This is a genomic window from Saccharobesus litoralis (genome assembly GCF_003063625.1).
Classification (GTDB): domain Bacteria; phylum Pseudomonadota; class Gammaproteobacteria; order Enterobacterales; family Alteromonadaceae; genus Saccharobesus; species Saccharobesus litoralis.
In genome coordinates, this window is the sequence record NZ_CP026604.1 from 463,269 (window position 1) to 485,131 (window position 21,863).

Sequence of the window (21,863 nt, forward strand, 5' to 3'; positions counted from 1 at the left end):
CAGTGGTTAACTTACGTAGGCTACTCCTTTACTTATTCTCCGCACTTCTTCGCTCTTTAATATATTTTTCAGCGACTTAACCTAGTTTAGCGGTAGCGACACACACATTTTAGGAAATAAAATATGACGAAAAGAATAACAGTAATTCCTGGAGATGGTATAGGGCCAAGTATCGTCGATGCCGCTTTGCAAATACTCGATAAAGTCGGCTGTGAATTTAAATACGATTTTTGTGATGCAGGCATAGCAGCTTTAGAAAATGAAGGTGAGTTGTTGCCACAGAAAACGTTAGATTTGATCAATCAAAATAAAGTCGCGTTAAAAGGCCCATTAACCACCCCTATTGGCGAAGGCTTTACTTCCATTAATGTAACCCTACGTAAAAAATTCAATTTGTACGCCAACATGCGGCCCGTTAAGTCGATCAAAGGTACCCGTTCACGTTACGAAAATGTTGATATAGTTACCATACGTGAGAATACCCAAGGGCTATACTCTGGCGAAGGTCAAATAATTAATGACGAAGACACAGTTGCAGAAGCAACAAGTGTCATTACGCGAGAAGGCGCCGAGCGCATTGTTAGATTTGCTTTTGATCTTGCAATTAAAGAAGGTAGAAAAAAGGTAACTGCGGTTCATAAAGCCAATATATTAAAGTCGACTTCTGGTTTATTTTTACGTATTGCCCGTGAAATTGCGGCTCTGGATAAATACAGCCAAATCGAATTTCAAGAAATGATTGTCGACAATGCTTGCATGCAGCTTGTTATGAATCCCAAACAATTTGATATTATTGTCACAACCAACCTATTCGGCGATATAGTATCCGATTTATGTGCAGGATTAGTAGGTGGACTTGGCATGGCTCCTGGAGCCAACATAGGTAAAGATATCGCTATATTTGAAGCTGTACACGGTAGCGCGCCGGATATCGCCGGTAAAAATTTAGCTAACCCAACTTCTGTCATTCTTGCTTCAGTTCAAATGTTAGAGTATCTAAACATGAACGACAAAGCGCAGAAAATCATGCAAGCATTAAAACAAGTGATTGAAAGTGGTGAAAGTGTTACGCGGGATTTAGGTGGCAAGGCAGGAACAACAGAGTTTACCCAAGCGGTATTGTCCAAACTCTAATTTACCCCCATTTTAATCTAGCCTCTACGTACTTGTTGAGGCTATTGGCTTTTCACTATAGTTTTGTATATTTTCAGGAACTTGGCAAATCCATGTTTAATATTGGGTCGCACGCATTAATTTGATAGCAGTGCTCACTTCACCTTGCTTCAAACTATCAACAATTGCACTGTGTTCATTAACAATGCTTGCTTCGTGCTTACCCGGCTGAAAATTAAGGCGCATGCGCATTACAATAGGCATCCAAATATTAAGCAGTTGTTCTCCCCCCGCCTCTTCCACTAAATATTGATGAAACTCAACATCTTTTAATGTTGCCTTTGCATAATCATTATCAATAAATGCTTGTTGTAACTCAGCCAATATAAAATCTAAACGATTAATTTGCTCAGCCGTTATTTCATCTTTTATTAAAGATAATGCGTAAATTTCAATTTTTTTACGCATTTCAAGTAGCAGTTTTTGTAATGATTTAGGTAAGATTTCGGCAACAGACACCCCTTTATTATTTTTAGATATGAGCAAGCCTTCTTTCGCTAATTGAACTAAGACTTCTCGAATAGGTCCTCGAGAAACGCCAAAACGCTCTGCTAATGCCTGCTCATTTAATTTACTTAAAGGCGTTAAAGCACCTGAAATAATGTCATTTCTCAGTTGCTGAGCTATTTGCTCTTTTACGGTTAATATGGGTGCCATTGTATTCATTGTAATCCTCCAGACTGTGCCTATTATCTATTGACACAATATTTTGTCAACATTTCACAGTTAATAATACAAAAGGCACAAAAAGCAAATTCAAGTTTTACCTATTTATCAACGGCTTAGTTATTTTAACTAAAATTTTACAATTTATACTTGATAATGTTAACAATATACACCAAACTATACTCAAAGGTTAAACGAGAACATAGAAATGAACTTAAGAATTTCAACTTTATTGCTTTTATGTAGCGTTGTAGTAAGTACCTATGCAAATACCGTTGTCACTTTCGCAACAGGTGTGAAAGGTGAACCAACAGATTTATATGAATATCAACTGTTAAAATTAGCATTAGAAAAAACCCGAAATACGCACGGTAATTTCACGCTAAATATTCACCCAAATATCGCAAACTTAAGCTACACAAGACTAAAAGTCGAAGTTGAAAATAACGCCTATGAGAACCTTATATATAAAGAGTCAGCATCAAACGAAGTGATTGACAATTATGCAGCGGTCCAATTTCCTGTTGACTTAGGGGCTGTTGGTTACCGAATAGGCCTAGCTTCAGAAGAATCAAAACAAAAACTAAAAAATATCAACAATAAACAAGATGTGATGGATGTCAGTATTATTCAAGGTCGTGGTTGGTTGGACGGTGAAATATTACGAAATCACGGATTTAAAGTACACGAAGGACGTTCAATTGAAGGGTTATTCTATATGGCAGCGAATAACCGTGCCGATATTTTCCCAATTGGTTCGTATGAATTAAAACGAGAGTACGATAAATACAAATATATTGAAGGGTTAACCTACGACGAAAGCATTTGTATTTACTACCCGCTACCTAAATTTTATGTCACAAATAAACAAAATACTAAACTTGCTCAACGAGTTTTAACTGGCTTACAAGCCGCTTATGCAACTGGTGAAGTTAGAGCGCTATGGGATCAATTCTTTTTAGAAAAAATAAAATTTGCCAACTTAGGACAACGTAAAATATTTAAATTCGACAACCCGATGATCAGTAAAGTAAGCCCAGACTACGAGCAGTACTTGTTAGATCCTCAGGCGCTATAATTTTGTGTGTGTGGCGTTAATTAACAACCTCTTTATGGTTAATTAACAGAAGTGTCACTGTGTGTTTGGCCGCTTAAATATAAATAAGCGGCCATTTTTTATTTTAGCGTTACCAATAAAGGATTGATGCAGTGCTATTAAAGCGATACCTCTGTTTTACCCTACCCCTATTTTTCCTAATCAGCTGTCAATCTACTCAAATAAAAAACATGAAGCTATCACCATTGAATTTTGAACAAGAAGTGATGTTATTGCAGCAGCAATATAACCCTGTAGTGCTAAGTGAAGGTAAAAGGCAACTGATAGTATTACCTGAGTTACAAGGGCGTGTCATGACCAGTACAGCAAAAGGCAACACGAGTCAGAGCATAGGCTGGATTAACTATGAGTATTTATCTAAACCACATCATGATAATAACGCAATTATTGGTGGGGCTGATCGTCTTTGGTTTGGTCCAGACGCCAGTCGTTTTTCTTTGTTTTTCGAACCGGGTGTAGAAACCACAGGTGAAAATATTCGTGTACAAGATGCAATGTCAACAGTTGGCTTTGAGACAACAAAGCAAACACAAACCCATATAAGCATGCAACAGGCATTAACCTTGATTAACTATCAAGGTTTTACATTTGAATTTGAGCTTGAACGAGAGGTTACCCTACTGTCAAAAACCCAAACAGAGCAACAATTAGATATTGATATTCCACCAACAATTGATTTTGTCAGCTATGCCACTAGCACTAAAGTCACTAATACCAGTCATCAGGATTGGAGTAAACAAACTGGCCTTTTTTCAATTTGGGATCTCGGTGCCTTTCACCCCAGCAATAGCACCACAGTCGTGATACCAATGACACAAAATCTTGATCAAGCGACTTGGTACTTTAGCGATGTAGTAGACAGTCATACGCGCATTAAAGATAAGGTGGTTTATTATAAAGCTGATGCCAAATACATGAATAAAATTGGTATTCCGCCACAGCATACTTTACCTTTGTTCGGTAGTTACGACGCTAGTCGTAACCTTTTAACTATCATAACCTTTGCCATGTCAAAAGAGCCACACGCGAGCTATGTTAACGCAACATGGGACTTTTCAGCCGATCCATACGCGGGGGAAATCATTAATGTTTTTAATGATGGTCCCAATGAGCAAGGTATACCATTTGGTCCATTTTATGAAATGGAAACAAGCTCGCAAGGACTAGAGCTAAAGCAAGGTCAAAGTCACTCACACCGACACAGTACCTATCATTTTATCGGCGAAGAAAATCAATTAAATTTGTTGTCTTCACAATTACTCGGTGTGGATATTTCAATGATTAAATCTATATTCAATTAACCTGCTGCCAATCCGTCCAAAGCGATTTATCTTCAAGTGGTGTTTCAGGCGGTAATAATGGATTACCAACATTGATAATACGCCTATTTTTCAAATTTGCTTTCTTAATATGCTGACCGTAATATTGATGTAATTGCTGCTCAATAAACCCATTATCAACTAGTTTTCGTAAACCCGTTTCTAATCTCTCTGCCAGATGAGGTGTTTTTTTAGAAACAAACATATAAAAAGGCGCAGGAATATAAATGGCAATGTTAGGTGCAACAGTTATATCCGGTAATTCATGCTGGCGTAGTAACACTTCATCGTAAATTTCGTGAATACCTCGTGGCACATAATCGTAGCGTTTAAGCTGGAGCATATTGAAAATAGCATCGTACGAAAAAGCATTAACAATATTGTAGTCTTGCGCAGCCATGACTTCATTAGTCGCCCAATTTCTGCGTAAACCCACGCGCAACTTTTTTAGTTCTTCCACTGAGGCAATATTAGAAAACTTAGTGAGATTATCTTTATGGATCAATAAAAGGCGGTAATTCAAAATACCTCTACGCAGCGGTATGCGGATGGGGATAGTACGACGCTCCCACTCTTGGGTTGTTAGTGCCATAGCAACATTAATATTTCGGCCTTCCTCTACTTGTTGTAACTTACGGTAATTAGGTAAAGAGTAACCTATGACTTGTACCTCATAATCACCAAATTCCATTTTTGTTTGATCAAGCGCTTCGTACATAATTGAGAACGTATATTCTGCTCTAATATCTCTTGAAGACGCGCCTGTATTCACTTTAATACGATCAGCGGCACATAATTTGAAGCAAACAATACAAACGAAAAAATAAAATAAATTTTTTAATCGAAAAAAATATAACATCAGTTGTACCCAATCATTCGATACTATTTATTTTTGCTTACAAAAATATTAGACCATCAAAAAACCATCTATAAAATTATAGAATGGGTTTTACCGAAAATCACCTTTGGATTTACCAATAATCAACAGGTAATAATTAAGCACTTGTTTTTACTGGGGATTTAATTTTTCAATAAAGAGGGGGACAAAATATTGTTAATTTAATAATGGGAAAATGGGTTGATAAAACAAATTGGCATTACAAAAATAAGACGATTAATTACCAAAAAGTTTTGCAAATTTACAACGATTATCGAATCAGACAACATTTCATCCATATGCTTAAGCATTTAACACTTGAACAAGACAAAGATAATTAACAGACAAGTTACGCCGAATTGAGTTTTAAAAAGAATGAGGTTTTAACAAAACTCAATGGTTAACAACGTTAAGGAAGTTAACCATGAAGCTGTAAAACCTCAATTATAGAAGCTATTACCAACAATGAATCGAGAACAAGGATGCAGGTACCTGCTGCGAAGGATGTTCAAATTCAATAATGAGTGTATCGGCACTGATAGGTTTTTCAAATGCCACATTATTAATTGTTTGATAGTTATCCGTTACTTCTGCAATTACGCTACCGTCTGCTAACTTAACACGGTAGTTTTGCACTGTATAAGGCATGCGTTTTTCAGGATGAACCATCAACACGGTTTCCAATGCATGGTCTGTATCAGTGTCAAAATATAGTTGTATGCCTGAAATCTCTTGCGGAGTTGGCCATTTGACAGTCAGTGTTGGCTGCTCGTCAGTTAAATCAGCAACCCAAGCATTAGCTTTTAACCATGGTCGTAAATGACCATTTGTTAAACTTTCCGTACTATAAGCTTGAATAGCAGGAGTCACAGTCATCGCTAAATTTTGTCCTTTAGGGCGACGTTCAGGAGTCCAAAACTCAAATTCATCTATCCCCGAATTAGCAGGCGCTTCTTGTTTACCTGTATTGGATACAGCCTTGTGCACTTTCTTAAATACGCTACAAGTACCTGTCAATAGCTGGTCTGTTGTTTGAACCGATATAGCTTCATTGCCTAATAAAGTCACAAATCCATACTGCTCACCTATATTGACATCAGAACAATCAAACTCAATAGATTGCTCTCCAGCCTGCAATTGCAACGTTTGTGATTTAAGCACCACTTCTGGCGTATAGTTAAAAGCTTTATCACTTACTCGTAACTCTAGGGTCAGCTCGGTCGCTTTTTCAGCGTTTACAATAAAGCTAAATGTCGGCGCCTTACCTGCATTAAACGGTAATAGTTGAGCGACAGGTTGAGCTAGGTTCAACCACTCATCACTTGCTGGTAAACGAGTAATTTCTAGCGTAGAAGATGCAGAGATTTTGGCATTTGAAATAATATTTGTCGAAAGGTCTAACTCTATTCCTGCCAAACCATGCCCTTTGCTATTGAGTCGATTTTGCAAGGTTTTCATATTGCTTGTTTCCAATATGTCTTTTGGCAACAAAGCTAAATCTTTACACATAGCCGCAGCTTCACCGACGGCTTGACCACCATGAGCACAGGTTATCATGACACGAGTCGAACCAAATGCCATATGCGTTGCACTGATTATTCGCCCTGCATAATATAAATTATGAATATCGCGACTGATAAAACAACGATACGGTATTTGGTATACCCCTTTGGAGTGAAATTGACTACAGGCTGGCTTATTTGAATAAACGCCTTCAGCGGGGTGAATATCGATTGCCCATCCACCAAAAGAAATCGCATCTTCAAATTGCGTTTGTTCCACAATATCACGCTGAGTTAGCATATACTCGCCTTCAAAACGGCGACTTTCACGCTTACCCGGTACGGTGCCAATCCATTCTAATGTTAAATCATCAACATCCTCAAACTCACCACTATTCTTGATGTAGTCCCAAATGCCATAAACAATTTTCCATAATTCCCATTTAATATCTTCTGTTTCATAAATAGTGTCACGAACACCGCCGTATTCAATCCACCAAAATTTACAACCAGAATCTGTTTCGCTTAAGTTTTTACAACGCGGTATTGCACCAATTTCTTCTTGCGTGTAGGCAAATGAAGGCGCCTTATACTCAACAGGAGCATCAGCTCGCTTGCTGTAAAAAAACAAGGTATGCCCTAATAGGTCGTCATTGGCCTCTTCTGGCGCCAACCCTTCATCGAATTCGTGTTTAGCTTCGGCACCAATTCTAAACGCGGCTCCTGCATTAAACGCAACTAAGCCATCACCGGTAGCGTCACAAAACAATGATGCGTTAACCTGATAATGGGTTGAATTTTGACTACAAAACGCATCAATACTTTTAATCGTGTGATCGTCTATTTTATTGACTTGGTAAGCCGCCGTGTTTAATAACAAAGTGATATTGGCTTCACTTTTTACCTTATCTAGTAAAATAGCATCAAATATGAGAGGGTTACCTTGATGATTTTGTCTAAGGTTATCTAACATAATCTCGTCAATTACCCCGCCTTCGCGAGACCAACGATTATTATTTCCCATGTGAGAAGTTGCACCTAGCGCCCATAAGCGAACTTCACTGGATGCATTACCACCCAATACTGGACGATCTTGAATTAACACTACGTTAGACCCTGCTCGAGCTGCTGATATTGCAGCGCAAACACCCGCTAAACCACCACCAGCAACAACAAAATCTGTATTTATTGTCTCGACTTTATTTTGTCGAGTTACCTGACTAAAACTTTGTTTAAACATACTTTACACCGAATTAAAATTTAGCTTCATTTTTCAGGATAAGAAGCAATAAACCACTTTGTATCTATAATTAAAACAATTTAACACATTCGTATCTATATTTAAAACATTTGATGAGTAAATCAGCTAATTTAAGTACAAGTCTGTACTAACTAGGTGAGTTTATTGGTATTATTAAAATTCAAGCGGGAACGAATTAATAAGTTTCCGGCAAATTCAAAGCTATATAATTGAAAACGTAATTAATCATGTCTGATGCCCCTAAAACGCAATTAAATCAAAGCTTAATTGATGGCATAGCCACCTTGCAGGAACTGGCTCTGTCTAGTAATCCCGTTGGTTGCCGCGAGCTCGCACGTCAATTACAAATGGATCCCACTCGTGTTAATCGCTTACTGCAAACACTAGAGCATATTGGTATAGCCCGAAAAACGGCCAAACGTAAGTACATGCCAGGCCCTGGAATGCACGTATTAGCAGCGCAAAGCTTGTTTGCATCAGGTTTAATCAATCATTGTATTGAGCCACTTGAAAGCCTAAAAAAATTCGGCCATATAGTTGCTTTAGGTATGCAATGGCGTGACCATATCAGCTATTTATATCATGCCCTGCCAGGTATGAGTTCTGACCAAGCTCTAGGCAGAATGGGACTATACCCTGCAAGTGCGGGCGGTATTGGCATGGCTATTTTTTCAACACTCACTGACAGCCAAATACGCGCTATTTATCAACACATGGATGAAATACCTGCCTATCCAGAGGGTATAGAAGCGTTACTAGCCGAGGTAAACAAAACTCGTGAAAACGGTTATGCATATGTCGAAACAGTTGAAAACACTCGTCAAACAGTAGCTGTGCCTGTGGGTAATCCTGCGTTTTGTGCTATTGGTGTATCGGGTTGGATCCCCGCAACCGCAGTTCCAGAGATTTATGCAGAACTTAAAATTGTCGCAGAGAAAATTGACGAACAGACTCTCTAACGCTTAGTTCAACAACTATGTACTCATCAAAAGTTAAAGGTTTTATTACAGGGGACGATACTATTTAGGAACATTTTAACAATAATAAGGAATTACGATGAGTACTTGTTCATTTTTAATTACACAAATCGATACTGAGTTCGTTAATGATGGTAGCCAAGGTTCGCCGTTAGTTTACGCTTATAATACAGCGAATATTGAATGGGGAGCCATATGTAACAAACCCAGTATCCCTGTAAATAACTTCCCTATACTCTATACAGACAGCCCCATACCGACTATTAGCTTTTTACAGGTTGCGACCTTACGAGGCCAATATCAACTTTATTGGAATGACGGTGTCGACGACCAAGCTATTATTTTGTTGCAAGATTTAACAAGCACTAAGCCTTATCCAAATAACCAAACAGCATTATGGACAGGGCCGAAAACTAATCAAAATTTTAAACTCGTCATTGACCAAACAGCGCCTGAAAATGAAAGTGGAATTAAATTAGTCGCTCTTTAACCAATACAACCAAGATCATTATTTATGATCTTGGTTTTCTTTTATTTTGTTTTACTGCTTTATATTATCTAGGTAAGCAAACCATTTCGATTACCCATTATTATTTGAATAAAAAACGTAACTACTCAGCGTGTTTATAAATAGAATTGAATTTCTCCCGCTGGTATAAAAAATTACCGTCATACCTGAGTATTCAGGTATCCAGCGCCTTTATTAAAGTAAACGGAGCTCACGTTTACTAAACAAAGTCACTAGATTACCGCATTCGCAGGTTTCTTGTTCCAGACGAAACCTAAGTACCTACGTCCTGTAGGCACGGCAAAGACGAGGTAATTAGCAATACTAAGGCGCGTAAAACAAATTACGCTGAGTAGATACTAAAAAAACAAAAAATGTCTCAACTTTGAAATTGTTGTTTACACTTTAAATAGGTCAACAAACAAGGTAGCAAAATTGAATATTGGCATTTACATCTATGACTATGCAGAGGTTTTAGATTTTTCAGGGCCTTATGAAGCATTTAGTACCGCCAGCCGTATTGAAAGCGAATCTTTAATACAAATTGCAGCCATTAAATCAACAAAACTCACTCGCTTGATGGCCAGTGAAACGGCTTCACCATTTAACCCAATACTCATTGCTGAGCAGGAATCAGCAGTTCGAGCCCGCTCAGGGTTTAAGGTGCTGCCTCATTACACTATTAAGAATCATCCAAAGCTTGATGTACTCATTGTAGTAGGTGGTATTCACGACAACGAAATGTCTAATCAGACTGTCATTAATTGGATTAAAGCCCAAGCAGAACAAGTTGAAATTTTGGCGACTGTCTGCACCGGTGTTTTTATTGTTGCACAAGCCGGATGTTTAGGTGATCACAAGGTAACAACGCATTGGCACGACATTGATCAACTCCAAAACGAGTTTCCGGATTTAAAAGTCATTGGCAATCATAGATGGGTAGACGAAGGAAAACTAGTGACATCTGGCGGCATTTCGGCAGGTATTGATATGAGCCTACATTTAATTGCTAGACTACATAACAAAGAGCTCGCAATACGCACGGCCAAAGAAATGGACTACCAGTGGCAAGATAGTGATTAAACAACCTTTATGTCTGCTGCTTAATGGCCCTTGCTGGGTTGCTTTCTCGCATAGGTATTATGGGTTATTGTGAAGTGATCATAGTCAGCGCTCATAAGCTTGATAACTTTTTGGCGTTTGCCCAACTAAATCACGAAAATCCTTAATAAGGTGAGATTGATCTGTGTAACCTAACCTCTCGACTAAATCCAAAATGTCCAACAGTCCCTGATCTAACATGGTAAGTGCTTGGTGTAAGCGATATTTGCGTATCAATAATTTAGGGCTAATGCCAAGAAAATGCCTAAAAGTGCGTTGGACAGAGCGGACCGATAGACCAAAATGATTAGCTAAACTGACAACACTGTCTATACCTTGATCACTTTTGATAACAGATAACATTGCTATTAATTGCGCTCTACTTCGCGAAACAGGCTTAGATAGAGGCAACAGTAATTTCTCAAGCAACAAAATAACTTGCTGATCACACAGAGTCATTTGCTCCTTAGTTTTAGCTGACGGTTCGCTTAACACATTAATTTCATGAATCCCTTGTATTTGCTGCGCGACTAGCTGGCTGTTAAATCCAAATTTAGCATCAGGTTTATCAACTTTATCCAGCCAATCTAGGCTGTTTAAACCTAAAGCGTCCACAAGCGCGCCAGATTGAAATTTGACCCCAACAATATATCCGCTACCTTGCATGATATATTGGTATTTTTTGCTTACTGGGCCCATTAATCTCATACCTGACACTCGGCTCGAATATTCAAACACAAGGTGGCTATTGGGATCCGGCAAATTCTCCTGTGCATGTTGGGTACCATCTAACAAGGACCAATTAACAAACCAATACTGCTCGACTAAGTTAGACAACGCATCGCTAGGTAAATAACGCCGTAACGTATAATGTTTATCACTTGTATGTTTGTGTAAAACACCCTTTACTTCAAGTGGATTAGTTTTAAACGCCATAACATTGTTGATTATCCATCATTAATCCAGTGTCGTGTTTTTACAATAGCTCTGTCAATATCAATGTTAAGCTTCAGCAACAATTCAAAAACAACAGGACATCATCATGCTTTCAGGTGAATTTCAAATTACGCACTGGCAAGAAACAACAGAAAAAACATTTAGCGACGGTCGTAAACAAACTCTGGCCAAAGTTAATCAAACTTATAGCGGAGACATAATTGGGACAAGTGAATTACTATATCAAATGCACTATTCCGCTAATGGTAATGCAATATTTATTGGGCTTGAAACCCTTACTGCGCAGATACAAAATAAAAATACTGAACTGGTAATTAAACATTGTGGAACGTTTAAACAAGGAATTGCCAGCAGCGACTTTGAAATTATTGAATGTCTAACTCAAGCCAATTTAATGGGTAAAAAAGGGCAATTCACCTCAACCTCAGAAGGTAAAGCTAATTATCAATTGCTCTAACTCACCAATATTTGTCGTTTAACCTTGGACATTATGTCGAATTTAAACAAAAACACGGTAAAGTGTGTTAACTTGATATTTAATTAATCGCTGCAAAAAATTAATATAAGGACACACACTTTTCCGATGAAAATCAAACCATTACATGGAATAGAAAACATAAATTTTGGTGACACTAAGCAACAAATCATCGATTTTTTAGGCGAAGCCGATTCGGTTCAATTATTTAGCGGCCAAGCGACACAAGAACAAAAGACGGCACAATCTGAAATTCATTATTATGCAAAACACGCACTAACTCTATATTATGACGGCGACTTAAACGCAAGATTATTTGGGATTTCAACCAGCCATGCGCAAGTACAATTCAAAGATATAAAGCTAATAGGGCTTACAGAACAAAATCTGCTAACGCAATTTCCTCAACTCGAACTTGACGCTACTGACGGCTTTTTTAAAAATTATGTTGATAAACCTAATGAGTTGACGTTTTTAGTACGTAGCGGAGTCGTCAAGCGCATTGATATTGCACCTAATTTAATCACATTTTTTAAAACTTATGGCGAATGTTATTCCGCTTAACGTTCAACTTGAGTATTGAATAAACTTAGTTAATTTATTACCCAATATAACCCGTTATTTTAACCACAGTTGTTGGCTTATTTACCTTTGTTCCACTTGGCCTTGAGTAATTTGATCATACCATGCACCTTTTCTATTCTAATCAAATTATTGCCCATTCTGCCTTTACTAACAAACCAATTTAAATTACCAATTTGACAAACCAATTATTATTGATAATGTATTAGATAACTATTGTTTATTTTTAAAGAGTTTTGTCATGTCAAGTAACACACCACTAACTGATTCTGAAATTAGTCAATTGTCTGATACGCTATTTTCTGCCCGTTCTCAAAAACAAGTGCTAGAGAGTTATCCCGGTAAAGTTCCTTCTACCTTAGAAGAAGCTTATCAGGTACAAGATTTATCTATAAAAAAAGCAACAGAACAAATTGTTGGTTGGAAAATTGGTATGGTCCCTCCTGAATTACGTGAGCAAATGCAATCAGAACGTATTATGGGACCTATCTTTAGCAATGTTTATCATTACGTTGGTAAAGCACATCAAGATGGTGAAAAAGTGGATCTTCCCGTTTTCGACGGCGGCTTTATTGCTATTGAAGCTGAGCTTGTACTTGAAATTGCACAAGATATTACACCAGGAAGTGTTGATACATCACAAGGTGTTGAGCACTTAGTGAAAAATGTTTATACCGGTATTGAAATTGCCAGCAGTGCGGTTCCCGATTTAAATAGCTATGGCCCTGCAGCAATCATTAGTGACTTTGGTAATAACTACGGTATGGTGGTTGGTAACCCTATTGAAGATTGGCAAAACGTCATTGCCAGAACACAAACGTCTTTATACATAGATGGCGAGCTGATAAATCAAGCACCAACTAACGGTGTATTAAATGGCCCAATGGCTGCGTTGGCATTTTTAATAGATTGTAGTGCGAAACGTGGTATCACACTGCCAGCCGGAACGTTTGTTTGCTCAGGCGCGATCACCGGCGTACATGAAACCCTAGTTGGGGCTAAATCAACTGCCGATTTTGCTGAAGCTGGTAAAATAAACTTGGAATTGGTTAGTTTATAATTGCGGCACCATAGGAAGCAAAACTAAGCATTTTGCTTCCTCATATTCTTCATAGCCTTCAAAGTAATTCTCTCTCCTTTTTAACCATACGTGCCACTATTTTCGTTCTTAACACTATTATGGCCGTTATGTGTATATTGAATGCGCTGTTCTTTCCATAGACAGTCCCCACAGATAGCCCACAAAATTTAGCAACAAAACTTTATCTTTTAACAACAACCGCTGTGTTTACCACCTTAACGTACCAGCATTTCACCTTATAATTATTATAAAATTCAAACTATTACTCGACTGGAACCAATTTGTCGCTATGCTGTCTATATAAAAACAATAAACATACAACCCTAAAACTGTATTTAAAACGTTGTATTAAGCAAAAAAGTAAAAAAACTAGGACAGCAAGGTAAAAATATGCAAAGGAACTTTTTCACAAACACTCCGCTATTACGTATCATCAGTGCTTTCGCATTGGCTTTTCTCATTTCATCCTGTGCCTTATCTCCGAAACAACAGGAAACGGTTAATTGGAATAAAACCATTAAACGCGTTTCGAGCGGTGTGATCAGTATCAATGTTGATGCGCCGATCAGCTTTGATGGCAAGTCCAACAGCAGTACTGAAGCAACAGGCTTTATCGTTGATGCACAACTAGGCTTAGTATTAACTAACCGCCATGTAGTGACGCCCGGCCCGGTAACGGCAACAGGGGTATTCGTTAATAACGAAGAGGTTGAATTAACGCCTATCTATATTGACCCTGTACATGATTTTGGCTTTTATCAATACCAACCTAGTGAATTAAAGCATATTCAACCCCATGAATTTACCCTTAACCCAAGTAGCGTTAAAGTAGGTTTAGAGATCCGAATAATTGGTAATGATGCTGGACAAAAAATATCGATCCTTGATGGTACGATTTCCCGCTTAGACCGTTCAGCTCCACTGTATGGTAAGTACAAATACAACGATTTTAATACCTTTTATATTCAAGCTTCGACAGCCTCTACAGGCGGATCGTCTGGTTCACCTGTCATCAATGCTCAAGGGGAAGTGGTCGCGCTGAATGCCGGATCAAATCGCAAATCATCCAATGCCTACTATTTACCGTTAGACGATGTCAGCAAAACATTAAGTAAATTACAAAACAGTCAAACGATAACGCGTGGTTCATTATTAACTACGTTTGAACAAACGTCATACGCTGAGCTCGTTCGCTTAGGGCTAACCCAAGAATTGGAGCAAGAATATCGCCAGCAATTTCCAGATGCCAAAGGGTTATTGGTGGTTAAATCTATTATCCCGCACAGTCCGGCTGCAGCAAAACTGGCTGTAGGAGATATTTTACTAAGTATTAATCAGCAAGCTATTGTCGACTTTGTCAGTGTCGATAACCAGCTCAATACGCATGTCAATCAAACGGTCAACATCAAGCTGCAAAGACAGAACGAACAAATCAATGTATCTGTACCGGTTAGCGATTTGAATCAGCTCACACCAAAAAGCTTCTTGTCATTCGAAAGCGGTATTTTTCACGATTTATCTTATCAGCAAGCACGCCATTTTAACTTACCATTAAAAGGTGTTTATATTGCCCAAGCCACTAACTCATTTAAATATGCTGGCGTAGCGGATCGCAGTGTTATTGTAGAATTTGCCGGTCAGACCATAGAAAACGTCGATCACTTTAAAAAAGTTATCTCACAGCTAAAAACTGGTGATAAAGTCCATGCTAGGTATGTCAGTCAACGTGAACCATCGGTTATCAGCTACGCGTTAATTGAAATTAATAAACGTTGGAATCAAACCAATTACTGCCAACTTAATTTAACGACTCATAGCTGGCCTTGCCAAAAAGTTGAGCAGCAAACAGCTTCTGCCGGTATTCAAATTGTAGATAGCTCAAATAGTTATGAAAGCTATCAAATGCCTTCTAGTGGCAATATGGCTGTTGATAAAATAAGTCCTTCTTTAGTTATTGTGCAGTATTTAAGTCCGTTTGCTGTTCAAGGCCGTGGTGCCAATACGCGTTTATTTGGCACAGGTGTGGTTGTAGACAAAGAAAAAGGATTAATTGCTATTAGCCGAACTACCGTACCGAGTGTACTCGGTGAAATCAAACTGGTGTTTAACAACACATTGGAAATTGACGGAAAAATTGAAGCCGTTCACCCAATCCACAATGTTGCCCTTATCTCGTACGATCCAGCGTTAGTTAACGGAAAAGTTAAACAAGCGAAGCGCGCTAAACATAAAGTCGAGCGTGGCGATAACGTGATCCAAGTCGGATTTAATTGGGATGGCGAAGTGGAATATCGAGCAACTCAGGTCGACAATATTCAGCCAATTTGGTTAAGTCTAGGTAAAGTACCTAAGTTCATGGATATGAATATTGAAGGCATTGACTTAGTAAACGCTAACGATGCAATAGATGGCGTATTGATTACTCCAAATGGTGAACTGGCTTCACTATGGCTTAACTTTGATCAGGAGATCTCAGGGGGCAGCTCCGCTGGCCGTGGAGTGAGTTTAGCCTTTGTCGATGAGCTCATTCAATTAGTTGAAACAGGAAAACCACTTTATTCACTGGAAATTAGCCTTTATCACATTAGCCCGGTTGATGCGATACGACGCGGTTTACCGCAAAAGTGGCTTGAAAAACTCAGTAATCAAAAGCAAAAGAAAGTATTAGTTGTTGACCGTTTCGCCGCCAGCTCAGACAGCGCAAACAAATTTAAACGCGGTGATTTATTGCTAGCCGTCAATAATCAAACCGTAACGCAATTTCGCCAAGTAGAAAAGTTGTCACAACAAGCCGAAGTGCAAGTCACCTTATTTAGAGACGGCCAAGTGATCACTGAGCAAATAACAACGACAGCGTTAACCGGTACAGATATTGACCGCGTACTATTTTGGGCTGGCATTACATTACACGAACCACACCGTGCAGCTAAAATTCAAAAGAGTGTAGAAGGTTCAGGTGTTTATATTGCTTATTATCGAAGTGGTTCTCCTGCTCGGCGTTATAAAGTCTTTCCTGTTCGACGCATTATCGAAGTAGATGGACAAACTATTGCCACAGTTGATGATTTTATTAAGGCAGTAAAAGACAAAAAACATCGCCAAGCAGTAAGAATTAAAACCATGGACACTAACAACAAACCTGCGGTTATCACGCTTAAAATGGATAACTTGTATTGGCCATTTTATGAATTACGCAAAACAGGTGATACTTGGCAACAAATTGATTACGCCAAAGAAAATAACTAATTGGCTAGACGAACGGTTGGCTGGTCGTGAAATAATAAAACCAAAAACGTTGAACGGTTGTATCTAAAACCATCTGCTTAACATCAGGTCAAAATTACATCGGCAAACCTTGTGTTTGCCGAATTAAATTCGACCCTACATAAAAGATCGTTTTTATTAATATTTATTTATAAGTAACTATTCAGCCTGTTTGTAAATAGAGCTAAATTTTTACCACAGGTATAAAAAATTACCGTCATACCTGAGAAATCAGGTATCCAGCGCCTTTGTTAAAGTAAATTCAACTCTGTGTACAGCACAAAGTCGCTAGATTACCGCATTCGCGGCAAAGACGAGGGTAAATAGCAAAACCATGGCCTGTAAAACCAATAATGCTGAATACTTACATTTATAAGCAATAATTTTTACCAACTATAAAGCTAAAAAGTCTCAATCGCCGCCATGGCAGATTTTACTTTGGCGCTATTAAAAAAGTTGACTAAGTCTTGCATTTGACGAGCTTGTTCTGCCATTGCCGAACTCGCCGCGGTTGCCTGTTCAACTAAGGCGGCATTTTGCTGAGTCATTTCATCCATCTGAACTACAGCTTGGTTAACTTGCACTATCCCTCGGCTTTGTTCATTAGCCGAATGACTAATGTTTTGTACTATGTCATTAACCTGACGCACGGTGTCAATGATTTCACTAAGCGTACGCCCTGACTCATTTACCATTTCAGATCCCTGAGCGACTTTAGTCACGCTATTTTGAATTAACTGTTTAATTTTCTTGGCTGACTCTGCTGAGCGCTGGGCAAGATTACGAACCTCTCCTGCTACTACGGCAAAACCTCTACCCTGTTCACCAGCTCGCGCGGCTTCAACCGCTGCATTCAATGCAAGTAAATTGGTTTGAAATGCAATTTCATCGATAGTGCCAATAATGTCGACAATTTCATTACTCGCCTGATTAATTTCATCCATCGCGTGGATCGCATTTTGAACCACTTCCCCGCCTTTTTCAGCTCGTTGTTGAGCTAGCCTAGAAAGCTGATTGGCTTCATCGGCATGGCTAGCACTTTGTTGTACCGATGAGGTCATTTCATCCATACTGGCCGCGGTTTCTTCCAAACTAGCTGCTTGTTGTTCTGTGCGTTGACTAAGGTTTAAATTGCCCTGAGCAATTTCATTAGCCCCATTACTCACTGACAAAGCTGATTGACTGATACCTTGGGTAATTTCAGTTAACTTTTGCGTTGTCATATTTGCGTCCTGCTTTAATTGTCCAAATGCGCCCTGATAATCTTTATCAATAGATTGACTTAAATCCCCCTGTGCCATCCCAGCTAAAACTCTACCGGTTTCATTGACAACATCTTGCGCAATCGCAACTAACTCATTTAACCCCGTACCTAATTTTAAGAAAAACGTTTCTTTATTTTGTAAATCAATACGTTGCTCTAAATCACCTCTTGCCGCAGCCGCGATCAAAGTATCAATTTCTTCTTCTATTGCCACCTCGTCTGTACGATCGAGCCACTCTAATACCGAACCAATTCTCTCGCCTGATTCAGTAAATACGGGGTTAGCCGTTAACTCAAAAGTCAGGCCATTAACAACAATTTCCGATTGATACTCAGCTGTTAATGATTGCAGTAATTGCTCCTGATGCGCAGGGTTGCGATGAAAAACATCAATGCTTTGACCAACTAAATTATCAATATCAAATTCAGGTAAAACCTGTTTTAACTTCTGTTGATTGCGCGTAAACATATTCATCATAGATTTATTTAGATAAACAATATTACGTTGATCATCAGCTACCATGGCATTTGTCGACACATTATCCAATGCAGCTTTGATCCTTGCATTTTCATCGGCAATACGCCGCTCAATAACTTGTCGAGCCAATTGTTTTGTTAAATCGCGCCATTCAATTACCGTCCCAATACGCTCGTTATCTTGATTAATGATAGGCGCGGCAGAGATAGCAAAGGTTAAATCACTCACTTCTACTTGTGTTTGATAAGTATTTTGTAAAGCCATTAGCATCTTATGTTGTTCGGCTACCTCACCGCTAAATAAATTAACGGGGTGTCCCAACAATTGCTTGGCATTAAACCCCTGAACGGCATTGGCTAACGAACTTTCAAGCTCCAGCATCATATGTTGTAATGATTGGTTGGTATAGATGACATTTAAATCGTTGTCGGCAACCATAACAGCCGTATTAGCCACATCTAATGATTGACGAATACGGGCATTTTCATTAGCTATTTCTCGTTCTTTTGCTTGTCGAGCGAGTTCCTGAGTTAAATCCTGCCACTCAACAACGGTACCGATCCGCTCGCCATCATCACTGGTGATTGGCGTTGCCGTAATTGATAATGTTAAGCCATTCACTTCAACCTTAGTCTGATAAGTATCAGTCAACTGGCTAATAATAGCTTGTTGATGAGCAGGCTCCGTATGAAACTTATCAATATGGCTGCCGAGTAACGATCGCGGATCAAAATCTTTTATCACTGATTGTAATTGGGGGGCAATATTTAACATCAAGCTATCAATCGAGTGATTGGTATATATAATTTCATTGTCGGCATTAGCCACCATCACAGGCGTATTGGCAACATCAAGTGATTGGCGGATGCGGGCATTGGCATATGCCGCTTCGCGTTCTTTGGCCTGCTGTGCCAATTCAGCCGTTAAATCATGCCACTCGACAACAAAGCCTAGCTTTTCTCCTTGTTCATTAAATATGGGGGCTATATTTACCTCTAACGTATTACCCGCAACCTCTATAATTTCGTTGTGGACTTGGGTTAAACCTTGTAATAAGGCCAACTGTTTTTGTGGCTGCCAACTAAATTGATTGAGTTGATAACCCTCTAATTGATTAACCTGAAAACCGGCAACTAACTGCGATAAAGCATGTGTCAGTTTACTCATTAATTTGGCCATTGACTTGTTATGATAAATCACCTGCAAATTATCATCAGCAACCATTACACTTGTACTGGCAACGTCTAGCGATTGGCGAATTCGGGCATTTTCATTAGCAAGAATACGCTCTTGTTGCTGTTTTAGTTTCTCAAGCTCTTGAAGTCTAAGCTCCTCTGTTTTATCTAGCCATTCATAAACAGTACCTAATTTCTGTTGATTTTCACCGATTATTTCAGCGGTATTAATAGACACTGTATATTCTCCAAATACCACAGCTGACTGATCCTGATGTGAAGTTTCTGAACTTGTATGAATAAGTTGGTTTATATTTGAACCAAGTAAATTTGCCGCGCTAAATTTAGATGAAAAAGCTTGGATCGCCGATTCAAGCTTTATCGCTAACTGAGAAAACGACTGGTTAAAATAAATGACTTCAGCTTGTGTATTAGTCAGCATAACTGGCGTATTAGCAGTATCAAGCGCTTGTTTAATGCGCGTTGTTTTTGCATGTTCTTGTGCAATTTGCTCGTATAACACTTCGATTTCATGACCTAACTGAGCGGTTTTACTACTGATTAAGGCAAATTCATCTTTACCTGCCATTTTAAGTTGACCTAAACCACTAAGTTGTTTACTCGCTACTTTTTGTTGTAATTCAGACACCAACTTAGACGCCAGTTGAGAACGGTTAATGATGTGACGACTAATACTAATCATCACAAACATCAGCAAACCACATATACTGACAAAGGCAATCGTCGTTTGTTGATTTAACGAATTAGCATGAGCTATGGTTTCACTTTCTAACCTAGCAATTTCTTGATTTAAAATACTCTCAAGATTGTGCACAGCACTGCGCATCTCACCTTTTAAACCTGAGTTACTATCTAAACCAACTTCTTGTGTCGCCTTGACTAAGTTTTGAAATTCTTGTTGGTAGGTAAATAAACCAGCAATCAAAGCTTGGCTGTTAGAGCGGTTAAGCTGCTTGATATCATCAACTGTCGCTAATATTTGCTTATCATGTCGGCCCAAGTATTTAATATCATTTCGCAGTAAAAAATCTTTTTCGTGGCGACGTAGCATAAGAATATCAACTAATAATTTGGCATTATTTTCAGCCTTAACACTGGCTTCGACTTGATGAATAGCAGCCCTTAATGCACCTCGTAATCCTGATTTTTCATCTAAGCCAATTGCCACATAATTTGCAGACATTTTGTCAAACGACTGATAATAACGATTAAATTGTTCAACGACTTTGTCTTCTGGCCATACTTCATCCAGTTCGCTCGCTAAGCGATCGATTTTCTGTAACTGTAGAGTTACTCCTTGACGCATATCTTGATGGCGCTTTTGATATTTAACAGAAAGCCGAGCTAAAAAATCTTTTTCATGTCGACGGAACATCAACATAGAAGATTCAATATCTTTTAAGTTTTGTACCAATGACTGATATTTAGCCTGCGCTTGTCCATTGCGCTCAACAAGAATAAATAATGTAATCAATGCCACTATAATTAAACCTGCCACAAAGTTCATGGCAATACGTAACGTCAAATTTTTCACTGCTATTCTCAACAACAAATGGATAAATTTGAGTATAGAAGGTAAAAATAATGTTACAAATACATGACACCAAATGATTGTTTTTTATACAAACTTAGCGATAACTACCTAGTTGTGTTTAGTTATTAATCTATCAATTTAATATATAGTCAAAGCGATCAGGTTTTAGGGGAAGCCGTCAAGCTTCGAGACCCCATGAGCATATGCTCTACTATGTGATTGGGGCTGCCTAAAGGGATTTAGGTAGTAGGACGACGCAGGAGCCAAAGTCGAGAGTAAGCGCTGACAATGAACCATAAGACCTGAGCGAGAAGACTATAGCACTGAAAATTTAACAGCCTCCTGAGTGTTCAATCCTCACTGCCACTTCAACATAGTTAAGCCAATATCCAGCGTAATATCATGACTAGAATGCAAACAGAAATGTCATTTATAAATAAAGCTTAGGTCAATTTAACTTATCAAATTATTTTCTATTCGTGACAAAAAACAGTCCTCCCTTTAACAAAAAAACAAAACATCAAAAAACAT

The 21,863-nt window shown here is 38.6% G+C and carries 15 protein-coding genes; 10 read left to right on the forward strand and 5 right to left on the reverse strand.

The annotated features are described in order from the left end of the window. Positions 1–123 precede the first annotated feature (123 nt). On the forward strand, positions 124–1,134 hold the full coding sequence (locus C2869_RS01755) for an isocitrate dehydrogenase (protein WP_108601323.1): 1,011 nt from the start codon (positions 124–126) through the stop codon (positions 1,132–1,134). Between the two features lie 96 nt (positions 1,135–1,230). Here C2869_RS01755 and C2869_RS01760 read toward each other — a convergent pair whose 3' ends face one another. Next, positions 1,231–1,839: a GntR family transcriptional regulator gene (locus tag C2869_RS01760; protein WP_108601324.1), complete on the reverse strand. Its 609-nt coding sequence runs from the start codon at positions 1,837–1,839 to the stop codon at positions 1,231–1,233. Positions 1,840–2,047: 208 nt separating this feature from the next. Here C2869_RS01760 and C2869_RS01765 point away from each other — a divergent pair, with 208 nt between their 5' ends. Further along, complete coding sequence (locus C2869_RS01765) at positions 2,048–2,917, forward strand: hypothetical protein (RefSeq protein WP_108601325.1); 870 nt, start codon at positions 2,048–2,050, stop codon at positions 2,915–2,917. Between the two features lie 209 nt (positions 2,918–3,126). Then, complete coding sequence (locus tag C2869_RS01770) at positions 3,127–4,257, forward strand: DUF6786 family protein (protein ID WP_108601326.1); 1,131 nt, start codon at positions 3,127–3,129, stop codon at positions 4,255–4,257. On the opposite strand, the gene C2869_RS01775 is transcribed toward C2869_RS01770, so the two are convergent. Both C2869_RS01775 and C2869_RS01780 read right to left on the reverse strand, forming a co-directional pair. Beyond that, complete coding sequence (locus C2869_RS01775) at positions 4,250–5,047, reverse strand: substrate-binding periplasmic protein (protein WP_159083986.1); 798 nt, start codon at positions 5,045–5,047, stop codon at positions 4,250–4,252. The two genes, C2869_RS01770 and C2869_RS01775, sit on opposite strands and share 8 nt — an antisense overlap. Before the next feature lie 561 nt (positions 5,048–5,608). After that, positions 5,609–7,894 carry an FAD-dependent oxidoreductase gene (locus C2869_RS01780; RefSeq protein ID WP_108601328.1) on the reverse strand — a complete coding sequence of 762 codons (2,286 nt, stop codon included), beginning with the start codon at positions 7,892–7,894 and terminating at the stop codon, positions 5,609–5,611. A 248-nt stretch (positions 7,895–8,142) separates the two neighbouring features. Between C2869_RS01780 and C2869_RS01785 the strand changes: the two genes are divergently transcribed. The 3 genes from C2869_RS01785 (at position 8,143) to C2869_RS01795 (ending at position 10,483) form a co-directional block, all read left to right on the forward strand. Continuing rightward, the gene (locus tag C2869_RS01785; protein ID WP_108601329.1) at positions 8,143–8,874 is read left to right on the forward strand and encodes an IclR family transcriptional regulator; all 732 of its coding nucleotides are present in this window, start codon (positions 8,143–8,145) and stop codon (positions 8,872–8,874) included. Positions 8,875–8,971: 97 nt separating this feature from the next. Further along, positions 8,972–9,382: a hypothetical protein gene (locus tag C2869_RS01790; protein WP_108601330.1), complete on the forward strand. Its 411-nt coding sequence runs from the start codon at positions 8,972–8,974 to the stop codon at positions 9,380–9,382. 453 nt (positions 9,383–9,835) lie between these two features. Further along, the gene (locus tag C2869_RS01795; RefSeq protein ID WP_108601331.1) at positions 9,836–10,483 is read left to right on the forward strand and encodes a DJ-1/PfpI family protein; all 648 of its coding nucleotides are present in this window, start codon (positions 9,836–9,838) and stop codon (positions 10,481–10,483) included. Positions 10,484–10,567: 84 nt separating this feature from the next. On the opposite strand, the gene C2869_RS01800 is transcribed toward C2869_RS01795, so the two are convergent. After that, positions 10,568–11,437, reverse strand: a complete 870-nt coding sequence (locus C2869_RS01800; RefSeq protein WP_108601332.1) for a helix-turn-helix transcriptional regulator — start codon at positions 11,435–11,437, stop codon at positions 10,568–10,570. A 106-nt stretch (positions 11,438–11,543) separates the two neighbouring features. Between C2869_RS01800 and C2869_RS01805 the strand changes: the two genes are divergently transcribed. The 4 genes from C2869_RS01805 to C2869_RS01820 all read left to right on the forward strand — a co-directional run bounded on the left by C2869_RS01805 (position 11,544) and on the right by C2869_RS01820 (position 16,842). After that, positions 11,544–11,915 (forward strand): DUF3224 domain-containing protein, encoded by a 372-nt coding sequence (locus C2869_RS01805; RefSeq protein ID WP_108601333.1) that lies wholly within the window; start codon positions 11,544–11,546, stop codon positions 11,913–11,915. A gap of 126 nt (positions 11,916–12,041) precedes the next feature. Beyond that, entirely contained in the window at positions 12,042–12,497 is a 456-nt protein-coding gene (locus C2869_RS01810; protein WP_108601334.1) for a hypothetical protein, read from the forward strand. A 259-nt stretch (positions 12,498–12,756) separates the two neighbouring features. Then, a complete protein-coding gene (locus C2869_RS01815; RefSeq protein ID WP_108601335.1) occupies positions 12,757–13,575 on the forward strand; it encodes a 2-keto-4-pentenoate hydratase in 819 nt (272 codons plus the stop codon). A gap of 411 nt (positions 13,576–13,986) precedes the next feature. Further along, positions 13,987–16,842, forward strand: a complete 2,856-nt coding sequence (locus C2869_RS01820) for a trypsin-like peptidase domain-containing protein (protein ID WP_108601336.1) — start codon at positions 13,987–13,989, stop codon at positions 16,840–16,842. 419 nt (positions 16,843–17,261) lie between these two features. Here the strand turns inward: C2869_RS01820 and C2869_RS01825 are convergent, their stop codons facing one another. Beyond that, positions 17,262–21,332: a methyl-accepting chemotaxis protein gene (locus C2869_RS01825; RefSeq protein WP_159083987.1), complete on the reverse strand. Its 4,071-nt coding sequence runs from the start codon at positions 21,330–21,332 to the stop codon at positions 17,262–17,264. Positions 21,333–21,863: the final 531 nt, after the last annotated feature.